This is a genomic window from Microbacterium sp. NPDC055502, assembly GCF_053643635.1.
This window is the reverse complement of sequence record NZ_JBSHKJ010000001.1, coordinates 730,048-753,592: the sequence shown is the minus strand read 5'-3', so window position 1 is coordinate 753,592 and position 23,545 is coordinate 730,048. Positions and strand designations below refer to the sequence as shown.

Below are 23,545 nucleotides of genomic sequence, written 5' to 3'. Positions count from 1 at the left end.
GCGCGGGGCGTCACTGCGAGCGCCAGAACCGCACGGCGAGGTTCGTGAGCTCCTTGTCGAGGTCTTCCACCTTCGACTCGATCCGACCGAGGCGGGCGTCGATCCCGTCGATGCGGGCCGAGAGGGTGCCTTCGACGCGACCGACCTCGGAGCGGATGACACGACTGAGCTGCGTCGTCATGAGGGTCATCCCGCCGAGCATCACGGCGGCGAAGACGCCGAGCAGCGTCCAGATCTGCGGGTCGTTCACGGGCATGCCTCCAGTGTCTGCCAGGACGTCCACGGTGTCACGGTATTCCGCAGGCACCCGTGCGCGAAGACCCCATCAGTGCGGTGACCGTCGTCGGACGGCGTCGTGGAGGAGGGGTGGGCGCGCCGGTCAGCGGCCGGGCGTCACGGCGACCGCAGGGACCGCGTCCGCACCCGTGCCGCCGGCGCCGGGGCGCAGTCCGCTCGGCGGACCGCTCAGCGCGCGAAGGGCGTAGAGGATCGTGGCGAGGTCGACGAGCTCCTGCACGAGCGCCCCGGCGACCGCGGGGATCAGGCCCGTCATCGCCACGATCATGAGCCCGACGCTCAACCCGATGCCGATCCAGATCGCCGTGAGCGCGACGCGCAGGGTGTGCCGGCCGATGGCGACCGCGTCCACGACCTTCGCGAGCGAGTCGACGAGGATCACCACGTCGGCCGCGTCGCCCGCCGCGGTCGCCCCCTTGGCGCCCATCGCGATGCCGATGTCGGCCGCCGCGAGCACCGGGGCGTCGTTGACGCCGTCGCCGACCATCAGCACGGGCCGGGGTTCGAGCTCGGCCGCGAGCCGCACCTTCTCCGGCGGGAGCAGTTCGGCGTGGACCTCCTCGATGCCCAGCTGGTGCGCCACCGACTCCGCCGTCGACCGCACGTCGCCGGTGAGCATCGCGACCCGTTCCACCTCGTGCAGCCGCAGCCACGAGACGACCGCGGCGGCCTCCGGCCGCGCCGCATCGGCGAGCAGGAGCGCTCCGGCGAAGCGTCCGTCCACCGCGACGTAGGCGGCCGCCTCGCCCGTGCCCAGCTCGGCGCGCACGGTATCGGGCGCCAGCGACGCGACGTAGGCGGGCTTGCCGACCACGACCGTGCGGCCCCGGATCGTCGCGGAGACGCCGTTGGTTGCGGTCTCGCTCGCCTCCGCGGCCGCCTCGAGGGGCAGCCCCCGCGCCTCGGCGGCGGTGCGGATGCCCGCGGCCAGCACGTGCGACGAGTACTGCTCGGCCGAGGCGGCGAGCTGCAGCACCTCGTCCGCGTCGAAGCCGGGCGCCGGTCGCACCTCGACCAGCTCCGGGCGGCCCTGCGTGAGCGTGCCGGTCTTGTCGAACGCGGCCGACCGGACGCGCGCGATCTGCTCGACCACGGCCCCGCTCTTCATGATCACGCCCGACTTCGCGGCCCGGGACAGGCCGCCGAGGAACGCCACGGGTGCCGCGATCAGCAGCGGGCACGGGGTGGCGAGCACGAGCACCTCCGCGAAGCGCGTCGCATCGCCCGACAGCGCCCACGCGGTGCCGGCCAGGACGAGCGCGACGGCCGTGAAGGGGATCGCGAACCGGTCGGCGAGACGGACGATGGGCGCGTGCGAGGACTCGGCCTGATGCACGAGGGCGACGATCTGCTGGTACTGGCTGTCGGCTCCGGTGCGCAGGGCGCGGAGGCGGATCGCCCGGCTGCCGTTGATCGCGCCGGACAGCACCTCCTCGCCCGCGTGTCGCGAGACCGGCAGGCTCTCACCGGTGAGCGAGGACTCGTCGAACTCGCCCTCGGTCGTCAGCAGCGTGCCGTCGACCGGCACGATCTCGGCCGGACGCACCAGCAGCACATCACCGACCGCGACCTCGTCGACCGGCACGTCGTGCGCCTCGTCCGACTGCGCGTCGCCGGGGTCGTGCAGCACGTGGGCGATGCGCGGCGACCGGTCGAGCAGGGCCGACAGGTCGCGGCGGGCGCGGCGGCCGGCGAAGTCCTCCAGCGCCTCCCCGCCCGACAGCATCAGCACGATGATGAGCGCCGCGATGTACTCGCCGACGGCGAGCGTCGCGACCATCGCCACGACTGCGAGGATGTCGAGGCCGACGTGGCCGCGGAGCACGTCGCGCACCATCCCGATCAGGGTCCACACCACGACCGCGGCGACGTACACCGTCGCGATCCAGCGCCCGACCTGCTGCTGATCGACCGCGTGCAGCACGCCCACCAGGGCGAACGCCAGCACGGTGAGGGTGATGACCGGATACCGCCACAGCAGACTGAGCGAACGCATGCCCCCAGCATCCCGCGGAACGGCGGCGGCGGCCAAGGGCGGATCGTCCACTCTTTCACCCGCAGAACTTAAGCGATATAGTCGGCCGCGAGTCGTGCCGATGCGGCTCGCGCTCGACAACGATGCCGAAGGAGACGAACCCCCATGTATCCGTCCTCATCCAGAAGTCACCGCCATCGGCGCGCCTTCACGGCCGCCCTCTCCGCCGCTGCGGTGGCCCTCACCGCGGTCGCCGCGACGGGCCCGGCCGCTGCGGACGCCACCGTCGACGAGGCGAAGCTGGCGGTCTACGTCGAGGTCAACTCGAACGATTTAGCGAACGTCGCCGACTACACCCTGGCCGATTCGGGTCGCCCCGCCGTGGATCTCGCGATGATCTTCGCCGCGAACATCAACTACGACGGCCAGCAGGCGTACCTGCACTTGAACGAGCGGGTGACCGAGACCCTGCAGGATGCGGAGAACCAGATCCGGCCGCTGCAGGCGCAGGGCACGAAGGTGCTGCTCTCCGTGCTCGGCAACCACCAGGGGGCCGGGTTCGCGAACTTCACCTCGTTCGCCGCCGCCGACGCCTTCGCCGCGCAGCTCGCGGACGCGGTGACCACGTACGGCCTCGACGGCATCGACTTCGACGACGAGTGGACGGAGTACGGCGCCAACGGCACACCGCAGCCCAATACCCAGTCGTTCGGGTGGCTGGCGACCGCGCTGCGCGACCGGCTCGGCCCCGACAAGCTCATCACGCTCTACGCGATCGGCCCGTCGTACACCACCACCGACTTCACGCAGTTCGACGTCGACGGGGTGCTCGACCACGCCTGGAACCCGTACTACCCGACGTACGACGCCCCGACCGTGCCGGGCCTGGACGATCGCGCGCGGCTCGGCGCCGCGGCGATCGACCTGTCGAACACGAGCGCCGCCACCGCGGCAGACTTCGCGCAGCGCACGGTCGCCGACGGGTACGGCGTCTACGTCGCCTACAACCTCACGGCGACCGACCAGTCCGCCTACCTGTCCGGGATCACGCAGGCGCTGAAGGGAGAGGCCACGGTCTTCCAGGCGCCTCCGGCAGACACGACCGCGCCCACCGTGACGTTCAAGAGCGGCGCGCAGTTCACCAAGCAGAAGGACGACGGCTACAAGCGGGTGAGCTTCCGGCTGCACGACGAGGGGCTCATCGACCGGATCGTGCTGAACGGCGTGCCGACCGACCTGGAGAACGGGGAGTCCCGCGACCTCGACGTGCTGAAGCCCGGCGTGCTCGGTGCCGTCCTCGGGGCCAACACGCTGCAGGTGGTCGACGTCGCCGGCAACAGCACCGAGGTGACGTTCACGCTGACGAAGTGACCGGCGCGAGGGCGAACAGCTCGAGCTGACGGATCGTGACCTCGGCGTCCGCGCACAGGCGGATCGCCGGGGTCACGGTCCGTGCGGCCAGGGTGAACGGGGTCGTGCGATCCGGCCGCAGCGCCTCGGCATGGGTCGCGGCCACCCGCTCCCACCCGCCGTCCGCCCGCTCGACCTCCCAGTGCCACCCGGCCGCGGGCGTCGCGGTGACCGCGGTCACGCTCACGTCGGTGATGTCGCGCGCCGCGGGGAAGCGCCACCCCACCCACTCGCCCGCCCGCAGGCTCACGCCGTCGGCCCCCGCGGGGTCGCCGTCATCGAACAGTCGCGCCGCGTGGTCGAGGCCCTGGGAGGCGATCGGGTCGCCCGCCTCCGAGGTCAGGTCCGGGTGCCACGGCTCGACGGCGACGTCGGGCGCTGCGGCCTCCAGCGCCTCCGCGGGGTCGAGCGTGAAGGTCAGGTCGAGCACCGCATCGCCGGTCAGTCGTTCCACGGGCAGGTCGGCCGTGAGGAGGGGGTCGCCGTCGAGCAGCGCCGACCGGAGCACGTGGGCGCCCGGCTCGCTCCGCTGCACGCGGATCCGCAGCGTCGACCCGTCACCGCGATCGACGCGGACGTCGTCGAACAGCGGGGAGCCGATGCGCAGCCGCCCGGAGGCGAGCTCGAGCGGATACAGGCCCAGCGCCGCCCACAGCCACCAGGCGCTCATCTCGCCGTTGTCCTCGTCGCCGGGGAAGCCCTGCCCGATGTGCGCGCCGGCGAACAGACGCCCCGCGAGGTCGTTCACGATCGCAGCGCCCGCCCACGGGCGGTCGGTGAACGCATACAGGAAGGGGATGTGGTGGGCGGGCTGGTTCGAGATCGCGCACATGCCGGAGCGCAGCGCGCGGGCCTCCCGCTGCTCGTGGATGACCGTGCCGTAGGCGCCGCCGAAGCGTTCGTCGGCGGTCTCCGGCTCGGCGAACAGCGCGTCGAGGTGGCGGCCGAGCCCGGCGGGGCCGCCGTACAGCGTCGCGAGCGCGGGGCCGTCGTGCACCGCGCCGACCGACATCCCCCACGCGTTGGTCTCCACGTTGTCGCCACCCCACACCCGGGGGTCGAAGCCGGGCGCGAACGCCCCGTGCGCGTCGCGGCCGCGGAAGAATCCCGAGTCGGGATCGAACAGGGTGCGGTACGACCGGGCGCGGTTGGCGAGGTAGCGGGCGAACGCGCGGTAGCGGGCGGCGTCCGTGGCGGTGGCGGCGTCATCGGCGAGCTGCCGCGCGAACCGCCCGAGGGCCGCGTCGCTCACGGCGTTCTCGATGCTCCAGCTCATGCCCTCCGGCACGTCGGAGGAGATGTACCCGGTGAAGCGCCCGCGACCGATGCCCTTGCGGCCGCGACGGGCGTCCGGCCCCGGCTCGCACGCGTGGCGCCAGCCGCTCTCGAACGCGGCCTCCCGGTCGAACGCCACACCCCAGCGCGCGGCGTCGGCGAAGATCTGGTCGCTCGACGTGCCCACCATGCTGTCGACGTACCCCGGGGCGCTCCACCGCGCCATCCACCCGCCCCGCCGGAACTGGGCGAGCTGGCCGTCCAGCAGCTGCCCCGTCAGGGCGGGGTCGAGCAGCGCCAGCGCGGGCCACTCCGTGCGGTAGGTGTCCCAGTAGCCGTTGTTCACCACGAGCTCGCCCTCGGCCACGGGCGCACTGGTCTCGGTCTCCCCGAACGGCGCGCGCGGCGCGAACACGTCGGCGAAGCGGTGGTCGGGCGCGGTGGTGGTGCCCGCGTTCTCGCCCGCCGTGTTCGGGTACAGGTGCATGCGGTGCAGGGCCGCCGCGATCCGGGCGCGATGCTCCTCGTCGGCGAGACCGCGGTACGGCCGCTGCCGCGGGTCGAGCGGAGGGAGGGTCACGCGGCCGAGCAGGCGGTCCCACGCGGCGGCTGCGGCGGCGCGCAGCTCCTCGAAGGATCGGGACGGCGGAGCCTCCTGGGCGAGGCTGCGCCGGGCCTGCGCGATCGACAGGAACGACACCGCGATGCGGACCTCCAGGCTGCCGCGCCCGTCGAGGTGCCCGGCGACGCGCCCGCGCCCGTCGTCGTCGAGCCGGCCGCGCGCCTCGGTCGCGCCGACCGTCGCCCCGGCGAAGTAGCAGCGGGGCGCGTTGCCCCAGTCCTCCGCGCCCTCCGGGATCCAGCCCTCGAACTCGCCGTCGTCCGTCCAGGTCAGGCGGCCGTCGCCGGCGAGCTGATCGATCACGAAGCCGACGGTGGCCGTGGGGTCGTCGGCGGCCACCCGGAACGCCGCCGCGTGCGAGGTCGCGGTCATCGCCACGTGCAGTCCGTCGCCGAGGTCGGCGGCGTACTCGTGGGGGCGCGCCCGTTCGCTGCCCGGCACGATCCACCGTCGCCGTGCCGCGCGCTCCGAGCGGGCGCGGCCGAGGAACGGCATGAGCTGCAGCACCGAGCGATCACCGATCCACGGGCTCGGCTGGTGCGAGAACTGCAGGGCCTCCAGGCGGCGGCCCTGCGGATCGTCGTGCACGAACGGGCGGTACGGCCAGCGGGCGTCTGCGGCGTCGGTCGCCGGCGTGACGAACGTGAAGCCGTGCGGCACCGCCACCGCCGGGATCGTGTTGCCGCGCGAGAACCGCGGTCCGGAGTGCGTGCCGCGGCGGGTGTCGACGCGCTCGACCGGCGGCAGGTCGGGGTCCGCCGGTCGGCGTTCCTCCACACGGACCTGCACGAATCCGGTCGCGCGGGCGGGCAGACCCTCCGCGCCCGTGAGCGACGGCGCGCCCAGCACCAGCTCGACCGTGACCCGCACCGCGCCTCCGGTCGACAGAGGGGCGAGCGCGACCGTATCGGCGTTCCACTGCTCCGGGAGGCTCCAGCGGGCGGCGAACTGCGCCTCGGGCGTGAGCGGCACGTCGTAGCGGTCGCGGACGGCGGCGTGGTCGCTCAGCCGCGTCCCGTCCGCCGTTCGCACGTCCACCGTCACCGCGAGCGCCGCGTGCGGAGCCAGGGTCGCGTCCGCCCCGTCGGCGTAGAACGCCCAGTGCAGCACGGTCTCGGGAGTGACGGTGAGGTCGGAGAGCCCCGGCACGTCCAGCCGCTGCGGCCCCAGGGCGGGATCGAAAGCGAACGCGAACACGTCGCCGGGGAGCACCCCGGCGTGCGGGCGCGACGACGGGGGATCGGCCGGACCGGCGGCCGGGGTCAACGGCGCCGCGGTCACCCCTTCAGCGCACCCTCCTGCACGCCCTTGAAGAAGAACCGCTGCGTGAAGGAGAACATGATGATGATCGGCACGAGGGCGATCATGGTGCCCGCGGCGATCAGGCGCGGGTCGACCGAGAAGCTGCTGTTCAGGTACGCCATGCCGACCGTGAGCGTGTACTTCGCGGGGTCGGAGAGCACGATCAGCGGCCACAGGTAGTCGTCCCACGCGCCGATGAACGCGAAGATCGCGACGACCGACACCATGCCGCGGATGTTGGGCCACACGATGTGCCGGATGCGCTGCCACGTGGTCGCGCCGTCGACGGTCGCCGCGTCGAGCACGTCCTTCGGGATCATGCGGCACGCGGTGGCCACGAGCAGCACGTTCATGGCGCTGATCGCTCCGGGCAGGAACACGCCCCACAGCGTGTCCGCGAGCCCGAGGGCGCGGATGGTGAGGAAGTTGCTGGTCACGGTCACCTCGCCGGGGAACAGCAGGGTGGAGAGCAGGATGCCCATCACGATCCACTTGCCGCGGAACCGCATGCAGCCCAGCGCGTAGCCCGCGAAGGTCGCCAGGATCACGTTGCTCAGCACCGTGCCGAGCGAGACGAGCAGGGAGTGCCACGCGTACAGGTACACGGGCACGATGTCGGCGACGCGCGTGTAGTTCTGCAGGGTGGGGTCGCGCGGGATCAGCTCCGGCGGGAACGAGTAGATGTTCTCCTGCGGACCCTTGAACGACGTGGACAGCTGCCACACGAACGGCCCGATCACCAGGAAGAGCACCAGGAGCAGCAGCGCGTAGCGGCCGATCAGCCCGCCGAGAGTCGGCTTGCTGAAGTCGCCGGAGCCGCGGTGCCGGAAGATGCGCTCGCGCGCGGGGCGGACCGGGGCGTCGTCGGCGCGGTCGTCGGCGCGCGGTGGGGTGAGCGTGGTCATGCGGAGACCTTCGCCTTCTTCTCGCGGTTCATGAACGCGATCGCGGCCAGGGGCACGAGCGTCAGGAGGAACAGGGCCACGCTGATCGCGGAGGCGTAGCCGATGTTGCCGTTGAGTCCGGAGCCCACCTGGCGGATCAGCATCACGAGCGACATGTCGTAGCCGCCGGGGCCGCCGGTGCTCTTGGAGAGCACGTCGAGCTCGGCGAACACGCGCATGGCCGACACCGCGATCAGCACCGAGATGAGGAGCATGGCGCCGCGCACGGACGGGATCGTCACCGAGAGGAAGCGACGGAACGAGCCGGCACCGTCGAGCATCGCGGCCTCGTGCAGCTCCTTGCCCACGTTCCCCAGCGCCGCGAGGTACACGACCATGTAGTAGCCCAGGCCCTTCCAGACCGTGAGCAGGATGGCGCAGCCCAGCAGCAGCCAGCGGTCGACGAGGAACGCCATCGGCTTGTCGATCAGACCGAGGAACTCCAGGGTCTGGTTGATGATGCCGCGACTGTCGAACAGCCAGGTCCAGATGAGGGCGACCACCACGACCGAGGCGATCACGGGGAAGTAGAAGGTGGTGCGGAAGAACGAGATGCCCGGCAGCTTCTTCTGCACCAGCAGGGCGAGCAGCAGCGGCAGGATCGTGAGCAGCGGCACGCACACGACCACATAGATGAGGCACGTCGTCAGCGCGTTCCAGAACATCTCGTCGCCGAACATGCGCTCGTAGTTCGCGCCGCCCACGAACTCGGGGGTGCGCAGCGGGCGGGCGTTCGTGAAGCTGAGGACGACGGTGTTGAGGAACGGCCACAGCGCGAACACCAGCACCCAGATCACGGCGGGGGCGAGGAGCAGCCACGGGGTGAACCACCGGTGGGACCTCATCGTCGTCCTTCGCTGCCGGGTGCCGGTGCTCGCGCTCATGGTCACTGGTCCACGCGGTTCGCGTTGGCGTACTCGACGATCTTGTCGAGCTGGGCCTTCGGGTCGGCCTCGCCGTTGACCGCGAGCGCGATCTGCTGCGTCATGTAGGTCGCCATGTCCGACGTCCACTGGAACGGCAGGGCCTTGGCGTCCTTCATCGCGCCGAACACCGTGTCGATCGCGGCGAGCTGCTTCTCGTCGGTGACGGAGGAGGCGATGTTCTCGACGACCTGGTCGCCGCCCTCGGCCGTTCCGGGTGCGGTCCCGACCGCGAGCGACGAGAACGCCACCTGGTTCTCCTGGTTCGTCGCGAACTCGGCGAACGCGAGCGCGGCTTCCTTGTTGTCGGAGTCGGCGGAGACGTTCAGGCCCTGCACGTAGAGCGGCGCGATGCCGAGGCGCGGGGTGGCGACGGTGTTCGCCAGCAGCGACGGGGCGTCCTTCTGCAGATCGGTCGTGAAGCCGGTGCCGCCGGTCGTGAAGGCGACCTTCTCCTGGAGGTAGGCCTCGGCGTTGCCGCCGTAGTCGCCGGTGAGGGCCTCGGCGGGCATGGCGCCCGCGGCGTACGCGTCGGCGTACTTCTGGATGATCGCGGCGGCCTCGTCGGTGTTGAAGTCGAACTCGCCCTTGTCGTTGATGACCTCCATGCCAGCGGCCGTGAACGTGTCGAGCGCGGGGATCGAGGAGAGCAGCTGCACCTTGCCGCCCGACTCGGTGGCCACGTCGGTGGCGAGCGTGAGCAGCTCGTCGACCGTGGTCGGCAGGTTCTGCTCCGTGACGCCGTAGGGGGCGAGCTGGGCCAGGTTCCACCACGACGCATCGCTCGACAGGTACCACGGCAGACCATAGGTGCCGTCGACGCCCGGGTACTGGCTGTAGGCCTCCCACGCGCCCGTGTTGTACGCCGACTTCAGGTCGGGGTCGGCCGTGTCGAGGTCGACCAGCTTGCCCGCGGCGACCAGCGGGTAGGCGATGTCGGGCGGCAGGTTGAGCACGTCGGGCAGGGTGTCGGCGTTGGCCTGGCTGAGGATCTTCTCCTGGTAGCCGTCGCCGGGCTGGTCGAGCCACTCGACCTTCACGTCGGGGTGCTCCTTCTCGAACGCGTCGATCAGGTCTTCGAAGTACGGCGTGAACTTCTCGTTCTTGAGCGACCAGGTCTGGAACTGGATCGTGCCGCTCAGGTCGCCGGAGGTGTCGATCGGCCCGGCGTCTCCGGCGCCGGCGCCACCGCCGGTGCAGCCGGCGAGCGCGAGGGCGCCGATCGTGAAGGTTGCCAGTGCAGCCATGCGTGCGGGAACTCTCATCGTGCTTCTTCCTCGAGGCGGGCGATTCGGCGCGGGTCCGACAGGACGGGACTACAGCGCTTTAGCTGATGAAACCATCCGAATCCATCGGTGTCAAGAGAGGGCGCGGGGAGCGCAGGCGGCGAGCGGAATCTCGTGCCGCGGTCTAGCTGCTCAAGCGTTATAGTGGTGCGATCCGCCCTCGTCGGGGGGCTCTGTCCGAAAGGTGCGAACACATGACGCAGCGTGGCGCTCTCGACGCTCCCCTGAGGTTCGGGGCGAACTACACGCCGTCGAAGGACTGGATGCACTCCTGGCTCGACTTCACGCCCGACGACGTGCGCCGCGACTTCGCCGCCCTCGCCGAACTGGGCCTCGACCACGTGCGCGTGTTCCCGCTGTGGACCGTGCTGCAGCCGAACCGCACCCTCATCCGCCCGAAGGCTCTCGACGACGTGCGGGCGATGGTCGACATCGCCGCCGAGTTCGAGCTCGACGCGGGCGTCGACGTGATCCAGGGCCACCTGTCGAGCTTCGACTTCGTGCCCGCCTGGCTGTACACCTGGCACGACCGCAACATGTTCACCGATCCGAGGGCGCTCGACGGGCAGGTCGCCCTGGTGCAGCGGCTCGCGGAGGCGCTGCGCGATGCCCCGAACTTCCTCGGCCTCACGCTCGGCAACGAGGTCAACCAGTTCTCGGCGCACACGCACCCCGCGCCGTGGCCGGTCACGGTCGACGAGGCCGGGGCGTGGATCGAGACCCTGCTCGCGGCCGCGGGGGAGGCCGCACCCGGACTCCCTCACGTGCACAGCGAGTACGACGCGGTCTGGTACATGGACGAGCACGGGTTCACCCCGGCGCACGCCTCGCGCCTGGGCGCCATGACCACGATCCACTCGTGGATCTTCAACGGCACGGCGCAGCGCTACGGCGGTCGCTCCGTCGCCGCCGACCGGCACGCCGAGTATCTGATCGAGCTGTCGCGGGCGTTCGCGACCGACCCGCAGCGCCCGGTGTGGCTGCAGGAGGTGGGGGCGCCGTCGAACTGTCTGGAGGCCGACGAGATGCCCGGGTTCCTGGAGGCGACGCTGCGCTCCTCGGCGCGGACCGAGAACCTCTGGGGCGTCACGTGGTGGTGCTCCCACGACGTGAGCCGCGACCTGGGCGACTTCCCCGACCTGGAGTATTCGCTCGGCCTGGTCGACCAGTCCGGCGCGGCCAAGCCGATCGGCCGGCGGTTCGCGGAGCTGATCCCCGAGCTGCGCGCGCGCACGGCTGCCCCGGCGCGGCCGACCGGGATCGTGGTCGAGGTGGACGAGCGCGACGTGCCGGTGAGCCGGGCCGCGCTGAGCCCGGGAGGGGCGGTGTTCCAGGCGTGGGTCGATGCGTGCACCGCGGGACTCGATCCGGCCCTGGTCACCTCGGCCGACGCGGCAGACCCCGCGGCGCTGGAGGGCCGGGGCATCCGTGAGCTGATCCGCCCCGACCTCGCGGGCGACGCGGTCGGCCGCTACGGCTCGGTCAACACCGTCGTCGACGCCTGACACCATCCGTCGGCGCGCGTCAGGACGCGGGCGGCGCCGTGCTCTCGCGCGCCGTGAGGGTGGGGGTGGGACCGGCGACGCTGGGCAGGGTCGCGCCCGCCTCGATCTGCTGCAGCAGGAGGGTGGCCGCCTGCTCGCCGAGCTCGAACGTGTCGCGCGTCATGGCGGTGATGGACGGGTTGATGAGCCCGGCGATCACCGAGTCGTCGAAGGAGGCGAGGGACACGTCGCGCGGCACGGTGCGCCCCATCTCCTGGGCGACGCGGAGTCCGGCGACCGCCATCACGTCGTTGTCGTAGACGATCGCGGTCGGGCGCTGCTTGCCGGAGAGCAGAGTGCGCGTGACCGCCGAGGCGCGTGCGGGGGAGAAGTCGGTCGCGATGACCTCGCCCGCGATGCCGTCCGCCGCCAGGCGCTCCAGCACCTCGGCGCGCAGGCGCGTGTGCTCGAGCTCGGCGGGTCCGGCGACGTAGGCGATGCGGGTGTGCCCGAGGGCCGCGAGGTAGGAGAACAGCGTCTCGGCCACCTCCTCGTCGCCGATCCAGACGCTCGGCACGTCGCCCTCCGCGGACGGCTCCGACCCGATCATCACGGCGCGGGCGTCCAGCGACGCGATGTTCGCCGCGCGCGGGTCGTCGTCGCGCGGATCGATGTAGATGATGCCGTCGACCTGATTCGACGACCGCCACTGGCGGTGCACCTCCATCTCCTCGTCGATGTCGGCGACCAGGCGCAGCTGCAGGCTGACCTTGCTCTCCGACAGCCGCGATTCGATGCCGGCGATCAGATCGGTGAAGAAGGCCTCGGAGCCCAGCGAGCGGGCGGGGCGGGCGAGTGCGAAGCCGACCGCGTTGGCACGGGCGCCGACCAGGGCGCGTGCCGCGGAACTGGGCTGCCAGTGGTGCTCCTCGATGATCGCGAGGATGCGCTGCCTGGTCTCCTCGCTCACGCCGGGGCGACCGTTCAGGGCGAAGGAGACGGCCCCGGGGGAGACGCCGGCCAGACGCGCGATGTCCGCGATCGTGACGCGTTTCCCCGAGGCCATAGGCATCACCCTACTTGATCGGTTTAGCCTCGCGGGAGCGTCGTGGGTGTGCCGTAGACTCGAATCGCTAGATCGTTTTAGTAAATCGGATAGCATCAGAACGCCCCCTCACCGTCGAGCCCGGAGAACAGCCATGCATGACGACACCTCGCTCACCGTCGGCCGCGTCAAGCGCGTGCTGGAGGAACGGATCCGTCCCGCGATCCACTCGGCCTCCGTGCCGCTGACCGTCGAGCTGCACGAACTGCCCGGGGAGCCGATCCCGCCGGCCGAGGGGCTGGCGCTCGACTTCGCGCCGGGCGCGGTCGGGTCGCTGTGGGGCCCGGCGTGGGGCACCACGTGGTTCAAGCTCACGGGGCGCGTGCCGGCCGACTGGAAGGGGCGCCGCGTCGAGGCGCTGATCGACCTCGGCTTCGACGTGAACATGACCGGCTTCCAGTGCGAGGCCCTCGCGTACCGCCCCGACGGCACCCCGATCAAGAGCATCAACCCGCGCAACCAGTGGGTGCCGATCGCCGAGAACGCCCACGGCGGCGAGCCCGTCGAGCTGTACCTCGAGGGGGCGTCGAACCCGGTGCTGCTCGACTACCACCCCTTCCTTCCGACGCAGGAGGGCGACATCCTCACCTCGTCGAAGGAGCCGCTGTACCGCCTGCGCCGCATGGACCTCGCGGTGTTCGAGCCCGAGGTGTTCGACCTGTCCCTCGACATCGAGGTGCTGTTCGAGCTGCAGGCCGAGCTGCCGGCGACCTCGCCGCGGCGCATGCGCATCCTCCAGGCGCTCGACGACGCCCTCGACGTGCTCGACCTCCAGCGCATCGTCGAGACGGCCGCCGACGCCCGCGCCCGACTCGCCGACGTGCTCGCGGCCCCGGCCGAGGCGAGCGCGCACCGCATCTCGGCGGTCGGCCACGCGCACATCGACTCCGCATGGCTGTGGCCCGTGCGCGAGACCATCCGCAAGGTCGCCCGCACCACCTCGTCCATGACCACGCTCATCGAGGAGCAGCCCGAGTTCCAGTACGGCATGTCCAGCGCGCAGCAGTACGCCTGGATCAAGGAGCACCGCCCCGAGGTGTGGGAGCGGGTCAGAGCCGCGGTCGCCGCGGGGCGCTTCCTGCCCCTGGGCGGCATGTGGGTCGAGTCCGACACCGTCATGCCCACCGGCGAGTCGCTCGTGCGGCAGTTCTCGCACGGCCAGCGCTTCTTCGAGCGCGAGTTCGGCATCCGGTCGAAGGGCGTGTGGCTGCCCGACAGCTTCGGCTACTCGCCCGCGCTGCCGCAGCTCATGCGCCGCGCCGGGTTCGAGTGGTTCTTCACGCAGAAGATCTCGTGGAACCAGCAGAACGTCTTCCCGCACCACTCGTTCCTGTGGGAGGGCATCGATGGCTCGCAGGTGTTCACGCACTTCCCGTCGATGGACACCTACAACTCGCAGCTCAGCGGCATGGAGGTCGCCAAGGCCGCGCGGCAGTTCAAGGAGAACCGCGTCACGTCGCGGTCGATCGCCCCGGTCGGCTGGGGTGACGGCGGTGGCGGCACGACCCGGGAGATGACGGGCAAGGCCGCGCGCCTGCGCGACCTCGAGGGCAGCGCGCAGGTCGTCTGGGAGCACCCGGACGACTTCTTCGACGCCGCGAAGGCCGAGCTGCCGCACCCCGCCGTGTGGGTGGGCGAGCTGTACCTCGAGCTGCACCGCGGCACCCTCACCAGCCAGCACGCCACGAAGGCGCTGCACCGCTGGGCCGAGCACGCGCTGGTCGAGGCGGAGCTGTGGGCCGCGACCGACGCCGTGCGCACGGGGGCCGCGTACCCGCAGGCGGAGCTCGACCGGCTCTGGCAGGCCGTGCTGCTGCACGAGTTCCACGACATCCTCCCCGGCACCTCGATCGCCTGGGTGCACCGCGAGGCCGTCGCCGTGCTCTCCGACGTGCTGTCCGATGCGCAGGACATCGCGGATCGGGCCCGGCGGTCGCTCGCGGGCGACGGGGACCGCGCGCTGCGGTTCGAGCCGACCTCGCTCGCGGGCGGACGGGCGCTGGGCGCGGCGTTCGTCGGGGAGTCGACCGCGAGCCCGGTGACGCTCACCGACGCGGACGGCGGCTGGCGCCTGGAGAACGAGCTCGTGTCGGTCGTGGTGTCGGGGGAGGGCCTCATCGTGTCGGCGGTCGACAGGGCGTCCGGCCGCGAGACGGTCGCGCCGGGCAGGGCCGCGAACCTGTTCCAGCTGCACCAGGACTTCCCGAACATGTGGGACGCGTGGGACATCGACCGCTACTACCGCAACAGCGTCGAGGACCTCACCGCGGTGTCGTCGATCGAGGCCTCGGTGGTGCACGGCGTCGCGACCATCGTGGTCGAGCGGCGGTTCTCGGAGTCGACGATCACGCAGACGATCCTCCTCGCGCCCGACTCGCGCACCGTGGTACTGCGCAACGAGGTCGACTGGCACGAGACCGAGAAGCTGCTCAAGCTCGCCTTCCCGCTCGACATCCAGGCGTCGCACACCGAGGCCGAGACCCAGTTCGGCTACCAGGCCCGCGTCACCCACACGAACACGAGCTGGGAGGCCGCGAAGTTCGAGACCTCGATGCACCGCTTCGTGCTGGTGCGCGAGCAGGACTTCGGCGCCGCGCTCGTCAACGACTCGATCTACGGCTACGACACCTCGCGCGAGGTCGGTGACGACGGGGTGACCACGACCGTGCGGCTCTCGCTGCTGCGCGCTCCGCGGTTCCCCGACCCCGACACCGACCACGGGCACCACGCCATCGAGGTCGGCTTCGTGATCGGCGCGGACGCCGCGATCGCCACGGCCGAGGGAATCCGGTTCAACGCGCTGCCCACCGTCGTGCGCGGTGCCCGCGAGGTCGAGCCCCTGGTGAGCGTGTCGGGCGAGGGCATCGTGGTGTCGGCGGTCAAGCTCGCCGACGACGGCTCGGGCGACGTGATCGTGCGCGTGTACGAAGCTCTCGGGCGTCGGACCACGGGCGAGCTGGCGGTCGGCTTCGAGCATCGCGAGGTGCGCGAGGTGAGCCTGATCGAGGACGACCTCGACGACGCGCGGACGGGTGGAGCGCTGCACCTGCGTCCGTTCGAGGTGCGCACCCTCCGCATCGCGCGCTGACCCCCGCGCGGGCCCGGGCGTTGTGCGCGGGCGGGGCGTGCGGGAGCATGACGGGATGGCGACGATCGACGACGTGCGGCGGATCGCGCTCGGGCTGCCCGGGGTCACCGAGGCCGTCAACGGTCACACGGGTCTGCCCGGGTGGCGCGTGACGCAGGGGCAGTTCGCGGGGCTGCGCGGCCCGACCGGCGCCGATCTGCGCCAGCTGGCCGAGCTCGGTCGGCAGTGGCCCGACGGCGAGGTGCTGTCGGTGCGCGTGGCGGATCAGGGCGAGAAGGAGGCGCTGCTGGCCGCGGAGCCGGAGGCGCTGTTCTCGATCCCGCACTTCGACGGCTACCCGGCGCTGCTCGTACGCCTGGACGTGGTGGACGCGGACCGGCTGGCGGAGCTCGTCACCGACGCCTGGCTCGCGCGTGTCCCGGCCTCCGTCGCGAAGGACTGGCTCGCCGCGCACGGCCTCGCGTGAGTCCTCCCCGCACCCGGCGGTGGACGTCGAGGGTGTCAGGCCGGAGGCAGCCGCAGCACGTCGGGCGACTCGCCGCCGGTGAGGTCGTCGGCGATGCGGATGCTCCGGGCGAGGTCGTCGAGCGCGGTGCCGAGCGTGCCGAAGCGCTCCCGGTCGGCGCACACCGCCGTCAGCGTGATCAGGTGCGTGCCGGTGTCCCACGTGTACGTCGTGAACGGGGGCGTCGCGGGCGAGGGCGGCATCGCGACCACCAGCTTCTCGCCGACCCCGAGCCGCGTCGGGAACGAGGTGGTGTCGTCGTACTCCATGGGCATCGATGCCCGGGCGATGCGCACATCGGGCGTCAGCACCTGGGCGGTCGCCATCGCCACCACCAGCTCGGGCTCGGCCTTCCACGTCCACACCAGCACGCGGCCGTCGGCCTTCTTCATGAGCATCGGGGCGGCCTGGCTCATGGCCCACGCGCCGAAGCGCGATCCAGGGCGCTCGGTCGCCCCCACCGCCGCGTTCACCTGTCCCAGCAGCATGCGGATCGCGGCCTTCCGGTGCCGGCGCCCCTTCCAACCGAGGGAGTCGGTGACGGGGATCCACAGCTGGGGGTCGGCGTCGGCAGTCAGTCGCATGCGCCAACGCTAACGGCTCCGGCTGGGCGGATGCCGGTATGCCTCGGCGGCCCGGCCAGGGCCCTCGGGTAGAGTTGCGTGCGCCCGACCAGGGCTTTCCCTTGGCCGCCCCATCGTAAGGCAGCATGTCTGTGACCCCCTCCGACGATCCGACCGAGGCGTCCCCCGACGCCGCCGAAGCCCCCCGCCCGCTGAAGATCCTGATCGGCTGCGACACCTTCGCGCCCGACATCAACGGTGCCGCCCGCTTCGCCGAGCGTCTCGCGGCCGGCCTCGTCCAGCGCGGACACGACGTGCACGTGGTCGCCCCTAACCAGGCGTACCGCCGCTCGGCGCCTCACACCGAGGTGATCGAGGGCGAGCCGATGACGCTGCACCGGCTGCCGTCCGTGCGCTGGGCCCCGCACGACTGGCTGCGTTTCGTGTGGCCGTGGCGCTCCAAGCACTACGCGCGGAAGGTGCTCGACCGCGTGCAGCCCGACGTCGTGCACATCCAGTCGCACATCGTGATCGGACGCGGCCTCGCGCGCATCGCGAAGCAGCGCGGCATCCCGGTCATCGCGACCAACCACGTGATGGCCGAGAACATCCTCGATCACACGACCATGCCGAAGTTCATCGACGACCTGGTGCTGAAGTTCGCCTGGGCCGATGCGAAGCGCACGTTCGACCTCACCCGCGCCATCACGACCCCGACGCGCCGCGCCGCCGACTTCCTCGAGAAGACGGTCGAGGTACGCAACGTCATCCCGGTGAGCTGCGGCATCGACCGCTCGCAGTACACGCCGGTGATCGCGCCGCGCGAGGAGAACCGCCTGGTGTTCGTCGGGCGCCTCACGGCCGAGAAGCAGGTCGAGGTCATCCTCAAGGCGATGACGAAGCTCGACCCCGCGTTGAACACGACGTTCGACATCGTCGGCGGCGGAGATCAGCGCAAGCAGCTCGAGAGCCTCACCGCGCAGCTCGGTCTCGCCGACCGGGTCACGTTCCACGGCCGCACGACCGACGAGGAGCTGCGCGCCCTGCTGTCGCGCGCGAGCCTGTTCGTGATCGCATCGATCGCCGAGCTGCAGTCGATCGCGACCATGGAGGCCATGGCGTCGGCGCTGCCGATCGTCGCCGCGGACGCGGTGGCCCTGCCGCACCTGGTGCACGACGGCGAGAACGGCCACCTGTTCGAGCCGGGCAACGTCGACGAGCTCGCCGCGCGACTGACCGATGTCCTCACCGCCTCGCCGGGCGAGTACGAGCGGATGCAGCACGCCTCGCTCGACGGCGTCGCGATCCACGACATCAACCGCACGCTCGACACCTTCGAGGCGCTGTACCGCGACGAGCCGCTGCCGGAGTAACCGCATGCACATCGTCTTCTTCGGCGATCAGCACCTGGACTCCCTCGGTGGCGCGCAGGTGTCGATGCGGCTGCAGCGGACCTTTCTGGAGAGGGCGGGGCACACCGTGACGGTGGTCGCGCCGCGCATGCACGCGCACCGCGTTCCCGAGGGCGACGTGCCGGCCGGTGCCTACGTCGACCTCCCGTCCGTCCCGATCACACTCGACCGCGAGTACGCGATGAGCTGGCCGGGCCGCGCCACCGACCGCGCCCTCGACCGCGCCATGACGCAGCGCCCTCCCGTCGACCTCGTGCACGTGCAGGCCGACTTCTGGGGGGCGTTCATCGGACACCGCTACGCCCAGCGGCACGGGCTCCCCGTGGTGCACACCATGCACAACCGCGTCGATGTGGGCCTCGCGGCGGTCACCCCGCTGCACCGTCCCGTGCTCGCGGTGCTCAACGCGTGGCGCCGCCGCGCGTTGCGGGGCATCGGGATCCGCGTGGGGGGCAGTGACGGCTGGTCGTACCTGCGCGGGCTCGCGGCCGGGGCCTCGGCGGTCACCGCGCCCTCCGGTCACTTCGCCCGGCGTCTGGAGCAGAACGGCGTGTTCCCGCACGTCGACGTGATCTGGAACGGCATCGACGACGACGTGCGGGCGAGCACCCTCGCCGCGGCGCCCGCCGAGCGCCGCCCGGGGCGTCCGCGCTTCGTGTGGCTCGGACGGATGAGCCCGGAGAAGCGCCTGCTGCCGTTCCTGGAGGCGTTCGTGGCCTCGGGCGTCGACGCCGACCTGGAGGTCATCGGGGGCGGCGCGCAGCGCGCGGCCGCGGAACGGATCGTCGCCGGTCGCGACGGCGTGACCTTCGCGGGGCGCCTCACCTACGCGCAGACGCTCGCGCGCATCGCCGACGCCGACGCGCTCGTCCAGACCTCCATCGGCTTCGAGACGCAGGGCATGACCCCGTTCGAGGCCGCGACGCTCGGCACGCCCTCGGTGGTGTGCGACCCCGACATCGCGGCCGAGCTCGAGGGCGGGCTGTGGGCCGTACCGGAGGCGGACCCCACCGCGTCGGAGCGCGAGCGCGAGGCGCAGCGGACCGCCGCCCTCGCGGAGACGTTGCGTCGTGCCGCCGCCGACATCGCCGCGGGCGCCGCTCCGTCCCCCGTTCCGGCGGTCGCCGAGGCGTTCCGCCAGTCGTCGCGCACCGCCGCCATGGTCGCGGTGTACGACCGCGTGCGGGACGGCCGGTGAGCGGGACCCTCGGCGTCGATCAGACGAAGCGGTAGAACATCGAGGCCAGCCAGACGGTGACGATCCCGAGCAGTCCGGCGCCGGAGATGCCGATCGCGATCCCCGCGAACAGCCGGGAGCCGGGGCGGCGCGCGGCGACGATGCCCAGCACGAGCGCGACCGCGTAACCCAGGAAGCCGACGACGGACGACGCGCCCTCGACGAATCCGATCAGCGAGTAGCCGCGGTCGCCCATGTAGAGGAACGGGCGCCCGAGGATCAGGAGCAGGTCGAGGGCGAACACCACGACCGCGACGATGAACGCCACCCGGCCGAGCGAGCTGCCACGGTCGGCGGCGGTGCGGGGCGGGGCGCCGACCGGGAACTGCGGGTACCCGGGGCCTCCCGGCGTGACGGCCGTGGGGTACGCGGGCGGGTAGGGGGTGCCGTCCGGGGTCGCGGACGGGGCGGTGGCGTACGGGTTCGCGGTCGGGCCGGTCGCACCGGGAGCCGCGGTCGTCGAGGCGGGGGCGGCCGGCGATGCGGCGGGGTGGGGGAAGGAGGGCGCGGCGCTCGGGTACCCCGGGGGCGGCGCGGCGGGGTAGCGCGGCTCGGCCGTGAGGGGAGGGGCGGGGGGCGGTGGCACGGGTGCGGACTCGGCGGGCTGCTGGGGGTCGCTCATGCCCCGAGCGTAGCCGCGCCGCCGTGGCGCGACGAGGGGGTTGTGCGACGGTCAGCGGTAGCCGTGACCCGGCTCGGCCTGCTGGTACACGTCGCGACCGGAGACCCGGCTCCAGTCGGTCGGGGTGGGGCGGTAGCCGTCGCGGCGCAGTTCGATGATCGTGGCGACGACCGCCCACCCGGCGATGGCGAGAAGCGCGATGATGAGTATCATGGCAGAAAAGCTACGCGCAGCGGGTTACCGCCACGAGTGGCAGAAACGACCCTCTACGACAGAAAACTGCCAACCGGGAGAGTGCATGAAGACGGTCGCCTGCGTCATCCAGGACGGATTCGCCCCCTTCGAGTTCGGTGTCGCGTGCGAGGCGTTCGGCCTCGACCGCTCGGACGACGGCGTGCCGAACTTCGACTTCCGCATCGTCGCGCCGGAGCCCGGGGTCGTGCGCTCCAAGATCGGCTTTTCCGTCAACGTCGAGCACGACCTGACCTTCGCCGACGAAGCCGACCTCGTGGTGTTCTGCCCCGTGCCCCGCTCGACCTGGGGTCGTATCGACGAGCGTCTGACCGATCTCGCCCGCGCCGCGGTCGACCGGGGGGCCTGGGTCATGAGCGTGTGCAGCGGATCGTTCATCCTCGCGGCGGCCGGGGTGCTCGACGGGCGCCGTGCCACGACCCACTGGATGTACGCGCACACCATGGCCGAGATGTACCCGCGGATCGACATCGACCCCGACGTGCTGTTCGTGCAGGACGACCGCATCATCACCAGCGCCGGGACGGCCGCGGGCATCGACGCGTGCCTGCACCTGCTGCGCCAGGAGCTCGGGGCCGAGATCACCAACCGCATCGCCCGCCGCATGGTCGTGCCGCCGCAGCGCGACGGCGGTCAGGCGCAGTTCATCGACCGCCCCATCCCGGTGGCGCCGTCGGACTCCCTCGCCGCGGTCGCCGACTGGGCCGTGGAGAACCTGCGCGAGGAGCTCAGCGTCGACCACCTCGCCGGCCGGGCGCTCATGTCGCCCCGCACGTTCGCGCGGCGCTTCAAGGCCGAGTACGGCGCGACACCCGCCGCGTGGCTCGCCCGGCAGCGCATCATCCACGCGCAGCGTCTGCTGGAGCGCACCGACCTGCCGCTCGAGCACATCGCCGGCGAGTGCGGCTTCGGCTCGGCGGCCGTGCTGCGGCAGAACTTCGCCAGGGTGCTCGGCGTGACGCCCACGGCCTATCGGGCGCGGTTCTCCTGCGCGGACGACGCGGTGCCCGCGGCCTGAGTCGCGGGCGCGCCGGGTCGGTGCCGGGCGGTGCGGGGTGGATAACGGGCCGGGGGAGGCGCGAGAAGGCGCGGTTTCGATCCGGAAGGCCAGGTCACTGCCCACCTCGTTCCGGCACGCCCGGGTGCCGCGGGTCAGGCGGTCCAGTGCGCGGGGGACGGGAGGGTGACGTCGCGCACCTCGACCCCCGCGGGGGTGACCGCGGCCACGGCGTACAGCAGTGACTGCGTCGGATACCCGTGCGGACGGTTGTCGCGGATGATCGCGCGGTCGTCCTCGGGTGACAGCTCCGCGGAGGCCCCGAGCAGCGCCGTCCACTCCGCGACCCAGTCGGCGCTCGCCGCGGCGGGCCCGAGGGCGCGGAACTCCGGCAGCCACGCGGTGATGCGCGGCGTCTGCTCGTCGTCCAGGTCGTCGTGCGCGATCATGTGGGTTCCGGGCGTCACCGGGGTCTCGCGCAGCGTCGCGCCGTCCCACGACACCACCCGCGCGCCGTCGGGCCCGACCTCGAGCAGGTTGAACCCGTGCATGCGGGGGAGGCCCTGCGGCGAACGGCCCGACACCGATTCGAGCGGCAGCGATCCGCGCGATGCCGCGGGGCCGGGGAGGTCGTTCACGTCGGCACGGTTGAGCAGCACCGCGAGGCGGCGCTCCTGCGGGTTCACCGCGAGCCAGGCCCCGCCCGCCCGGCGGTCGCGGATGCCGATCACCCCCGGATACTGCTCCGGCCACCACGGGCCGAGCGCGTCCCACTCGCGGTGGGGATCCTCGTCTCGCACGGCCAGGAGCCGTGCCGAACCGGCAGTCTCGACATCGATCACGACCGTGCACACCCTCCCGAGTCTAGGTCGCCCGCGCGCGCCGGGGCCCTCCCGGCGCGGCGTCGACGACGTGCGCGGGGCCGGCGTCCCCGGCCCCTCTGCGATCCTGCAGGCCCGGGCGGGGGCGGGCTGGGGCAGAATCGAGACGTGAACATCGTGGTGGGGGTCACGGGCGGCATCGCCGCCTACAAGACGGTGCACCTGGTGCGCCTGCTGACGAAGGCGGGTCACGACGTGACAGTGGTGCCCACGGTGGACGCCCTGCGTTTCGTGGGGCTGCCGACGTGGGAGGCGATCAGCAGGCACCCGGTCACCACGAGCGTGCACGACGATGTGGCGAAGGTGCGCCACGTCGCGCTCGGACAGGCCGCGGAGCTCGTGGTGGTGGCGCCCGCGACCGCCAACACGCTCGCGAAGATGGCCGCCGGGCTGGCCGACGACCTCCTGGGCACCACGCTGCTCGCGACCGAGGCGCCGGTGCTGGTGGCCCCGGCGATGCACGCGGAGATGTGGCGGCACCCCGCCACGCAGGCGAACATGGGCACGCTCCGTAAGCGCGGCGTGCACGTGGTCGGTCCGGCCGACGGCGAGCTGGCGGGTGGCGACAGCGGTCCGGGGCGGATGGCGGAGCCGGAGGAGGTGTTCGCGGCGGCGCAGACCCTCCTCACGCCCGGCGACCTCGCCGGCGTCCGGGTGGTGGTGTCGGCGGGTGGCACGCGCGAGCCGATCGATCCGGTGCGCTTCCTCGGCAACCGTTCCAGCGGGCGGCAGGGGGTCGCCCTGGCCGCTGAAGCCGCCGCCCGCGGCGCCGAGGTGACCCTGGTGGCGGCGAACGTGTCGGGCGACGTGCGCGAGGCCGCGCGGCATCCGGGCATCCGGGTGGTCACGGTCGGCACGGCCGCGGAGCTGTCCGCCGCGATGGCCGAGGCGGCCGCGGACGCCCAGGTCGTGGTCATGGCGGCGGCGGTGGCCGACTATCGCCCGGTCGAGGTGTCGGCGCGCAAGCTCACGAAGGACACCGGGGGCGTGCCGCCGATCGAGCTCGTGGAGAACGAGGACATCGTCGCCGGGCTCGCGGCCGCTCGGCGCGCGGGGCAGCTCGTGATCGCGTTCGCCGCGGAGACGCCGGAGGACGAGGCCGAGATGCTCGACCGCGCCCGCGCGAAGCAGCAGCGCAAGGGGGTCGACCTGCTGGTGGTGAACGAGGTCGGCTGGGACCGCGGCTTCGAGCGCGCGGAGAACACCGTGCACATCCTCGGTCCTGGCGGTACCGCGGCCGGCACCGCGTCGGGGTCGAAGCGCGAGGTCGCCGCCGCGGTCTGGGATGCCATCGTCCGGGAGAGGTGACGACGGGCTGGAGGCACGACCCCCGGAATGGTAAACTTGAGTCAACACGGCTCAACT

19 protein-coding genes are annotated in these 23,545 nt (G+C 72.2%); 8 read left to right on the top strand and 11 right to left on the bottom strand.

Annotated elements, in window-relative coordinates; genetic code table 11:
• Positions 1 to 10 precede the first annotated feature (10 nt).
• Both ACWH95_RS03760 and ACWH95_RS03755 read right to left on the bottom strand, forming a co-directional pair.
• On the bottom strand, positions 11 to 256 hold the full coding sequence (locus ACWH95_RS03760) for a hypothetical protein (RefSeq protein ID WP_454120196.1): 246 nt from the start codon (positions 254 to 256) through the stop codon (positions 11 to 13).
• A 123-nt stretch (positions 257 to 379) separates the two neighbouring features.
• Complete coding sequence (locus tag ACWH95_RS03755; RefSeq protein ID WP_454120195.1) at positions 380 to 2,293, bottom strand: heavy metal translocating P-type ATPase; 1,914 nt, start codon at positions 2,291 to 2,293, stop codon at positions 380 to 382.
• 144 nt (positions 2,294 to 2,437) lie between these two features.
• On the opposite strand from ACWH95_RS03755, the gene ACWH95_RS03750 reads away from it, so the two are divergent.
• The gene (locus ACWH95_RS03750) at positions 2,438 to 3,643 is read left to right on the top strand and encodes an endo-beta-N-acetylglucosaminidase H (protein WP_247637906.1); all 1,206 of its coding nucleotides are present in this window, start codon (positions 2,438 to 2,440) and stop codon (positions 3,641 to 3,643) included.
• Here the strand turns inward: ACWH95_RS03750 and ACWH95_RS03745 are convergent.
• The 4 genes from ACWH95_RS03745 to ACWH95_RS03730 are packed head-to-tail and all read right to left on the bottom strand — an operon-like array spanning position 3,627 to position 9,995.
• The gene (locus tag ACWH95_RS03745; protein ID WP_454120194.1) at positions 3,627 to 6,860 is read right to left on the bottom strand and encodes a GH92 family glycosyl hydrolase; all 3,234 of its coding nucleotides are present in this window, start codon (positions 6,858 to 6,860) and stop codon (positions 3,627 to 3,629) included. The genes ACWH95_RS03750 and ACWH95_RS03745 overlap by 17 nt on opposite strands.
• Complete coding sequence (locus ACWH95_RS03740) at positions 6,857 to 7,786, bottom strand: carbohydrate ABC transporter permease (protein ID WP_136036573.1); 930 nt, start codon at positions 7,784 to 7,786, stop codon at positions 6,857 to 6,859. The genes ACWH95_RS03745 and ACWH95_RS03740 overlap by 4 nt, the downstream gene beginning before the upstream one ends.
• A complete protein-coding gene (locus ACWH95_RS03735) occupies positions 7,783 to 8,670 on the bottom strand; it encodes a carbohydrate ABC transporter permease (protein ID WP_136035139.1) in 888 nt (295 codons plus the stop codon). The genes ACWH95_RS03740 and ACWH95_RS03735 overlap by 4 nt, the downstream gene beginning before the upstream one ends.
• Before the next feature lie 41 nt (positions 8,671 to 8,711).
• On the bottom strand, positions 8,712 to 9,995 hold the full coding sequence (locus tag ACWH95_RS03730; protein WP_454120193.1) for an ABC transporter substrate-binding protein: 1,284 nt from the start codon (positions 9,993 to 9,995) through the stop codon (positions 8,712 to 8,714).
• A 233-nt stretch (positions 9,996 to 10,228) separates the two neighbouring features.
• Here ACWH95_RS03730 and ACWH95_RS03725 point away from each other — a divergent pair, with 233 nt between their 5' ends.
• Positions 10,229 to 11,539 carry a glycoside hydrolase 5 family protein gene (locus tag ACWH95_RS03725; RefSeq protein WP_378802931.1) on the top strand — a complete coding sequence of 437 codons (1,311 nt, stop codon included), beginning with the start codon at positions 10,229 to 10,231 and terminating at the stop codon, positions 11,537 to 11,539.
• 19 nt (positions 11,540 to 11,558) lie between these two features.
• Here the strand turns inward: ACWH95_RS03725 and ACWH95_RS03720 are convergent, their stop codons facing one another.
• Positions 11,559 to 12,584 (bottom strand): LacI family DNA-binding transcriptional regulator, encoded by a 1,026-nt coding sequence (locus ACWH95_RS03720; protein WP_136035143.1) that lies wholly within the window; start codon positions 12,582 to 12,584, stop codon positions 11,559 to 11,561.
• A gap of 133 nt (positions 12,585 to 12,717) precedes the next feature.
• Between ACWH95_RS03720 and ACWH95_RS03715 the strand changes: the two genes are divergently transcribed.
• Both ACWH95_RS03715 and ACWH95_RS03710 read left to right on the top strand, forming a co-directional pair.
• Entirely contained in the window at positions 12,718 to 15,711 is a 2,994-nt protein-coding gene (locus ACWH95_RS03715; protein ID WP_378802930.1) for an alpha-mannosidase, read from the top strand.
• A 55-nt stretch (positions 15,712 to 15,766) separates the two neighbouring features.
• Positions 15,767 to 16,177, top strand: a complete 411-nt coding sequence (locus ACWH95_RS03710) for an MmcQ/YjbR family DNA-binding protein (RefSeq protein WP_247637903.1) — start codon at positions 15,767 to 15,769, stop codon at positions 16,175 to 16,177.
• 35 nt (positions 16,178 to 16,212) lie between these two features.
• Here the strand turns inward: ACWH95_RS03710 and ACWH95_RS03705 are convergent, their stop codons facing one another.
• Positions 16,213 to 16,800, bottom strand: a complete 588-nt coding sequence (locus ACWH95_RS03705; RefSeq protein ID WP_206252422.1) for a hypothetical protein — start codon at positions 16,798 to 16,800, stop codon at positions 16,213 to 16,215.
• A 125-nt stretch (positions 16,801 to 16,925) separates the two neighbouring features.
• Here ACWH95_RS03705 and ACWH95_RS03700 point away from each other — a divergent pair, with 125 nt between their 5' ends.
• Positions 16,926 to 18,152 (top strand): glycosyltransferase, encoded by a 1,227-nt coding sequence (locus tag ACWH95_RS03700; RefSeq protein WP_136045519.1) that lies wholly within the window; start codon positions 16,926 to 16,928, stop codon positions 18,150 to 18,152.
• A 4-nt stretch (positions 18,153 to 18,156) separates the two neighbouring features.
• Positions 18,157 to 19,389, top strand: coding sequence for a glycosyltransferase (locus ACWH95_RS03695; RefSeq protein ID WP_454120192.1), 1,233 nt, complete (start codon positions 18,157 to 18,159; stop codon positions 19,387 to 19,389).
• A gap of 19 nt (positions 19,390 to 19,408) precedes the next feature.
• On the opposite strand, the gene ACWH95_RS03690 is transcribed toward ACWH95_RS03695, so the two are convergent.
• On the bottom strand, positions 19,409 to 20,050 hold the full coding sequence (locus ACWH95_RS03690; RefSeq protein ID WP_454120191.1) for a hypothetical protein: 642 nt from the start codon (positions 20,048 to 20,050) through the stop codon (positions 19,409 to 19,411).
• A 51-nt stretch (positions 20,051 to 20,101) separates the two neighbouring features.
• The gene (locus ACWH95_RS03685; RefSeq protein ID WP_378802926.1) at positions 20,102 to 20,263 is read right to left on the bottom strand and encodes a hypothetical protein; all 162 of its coding nucleotides are present in this window, start codon (positions 20,261 to 20,263) and stop codon (positions 20,102 to 20,104) included.
• Positions 20,264 to 20,348: 85 nt separating this feature from the next.
• On the opposite strand from ACWH95_RS03685, the gene ACWH95_RS03680 reads away from it, so the two are divergent.
• Positions 20,349 to 21,320: a GlxA family transcriptional regulator gene (locus ACWH95_RS03680; protein WP_136035150.1), complete on the top strand. Its 972-nt coding sequence runs from the start codon at positions 20,349 to 20,351 to the stop codon at positions 21,318 to 21,320.
• Between the two features lie 134 nt (positions 21,321 to 21,454).
• Here ACWH95_RS03680 and ACWH95_RS03675 read toward each other — a convergent pair whose 3' ends face one another.
• Positions 21,455 to 22,153, bottom strand: coding sequence for an NRDE family protein (locus ACWH95_RS03675; protein ID WP_378802925.1), 699 nt, complete (start codon positions 22,151 to 22,153; stop codon positions 21,455 to 21,457).
• 135 nt (positions 22,154 to 22,288) lie between these two features.
• On the opposite strand from ACWH95_RS03675, the gene coaBC reads away from it, so the two are divergent.
• Positions 22,289 to 23,488, top strand: coding sequence for a bifunctional phosphopantothenoylcysteine decarboxylase/phosphopantothenate--cysteine ligase CoaBC (gene coaBC, locus ACWH95_RS03670; RefSeq protein WP_454120190.1), 1,200 nt, complete (start codon positions 22,289 to 22,291; stop codon positions 23,486 to 23,488).
• Positions 23,489 to 23,545 lie beyond the last annotated feature (57 nt).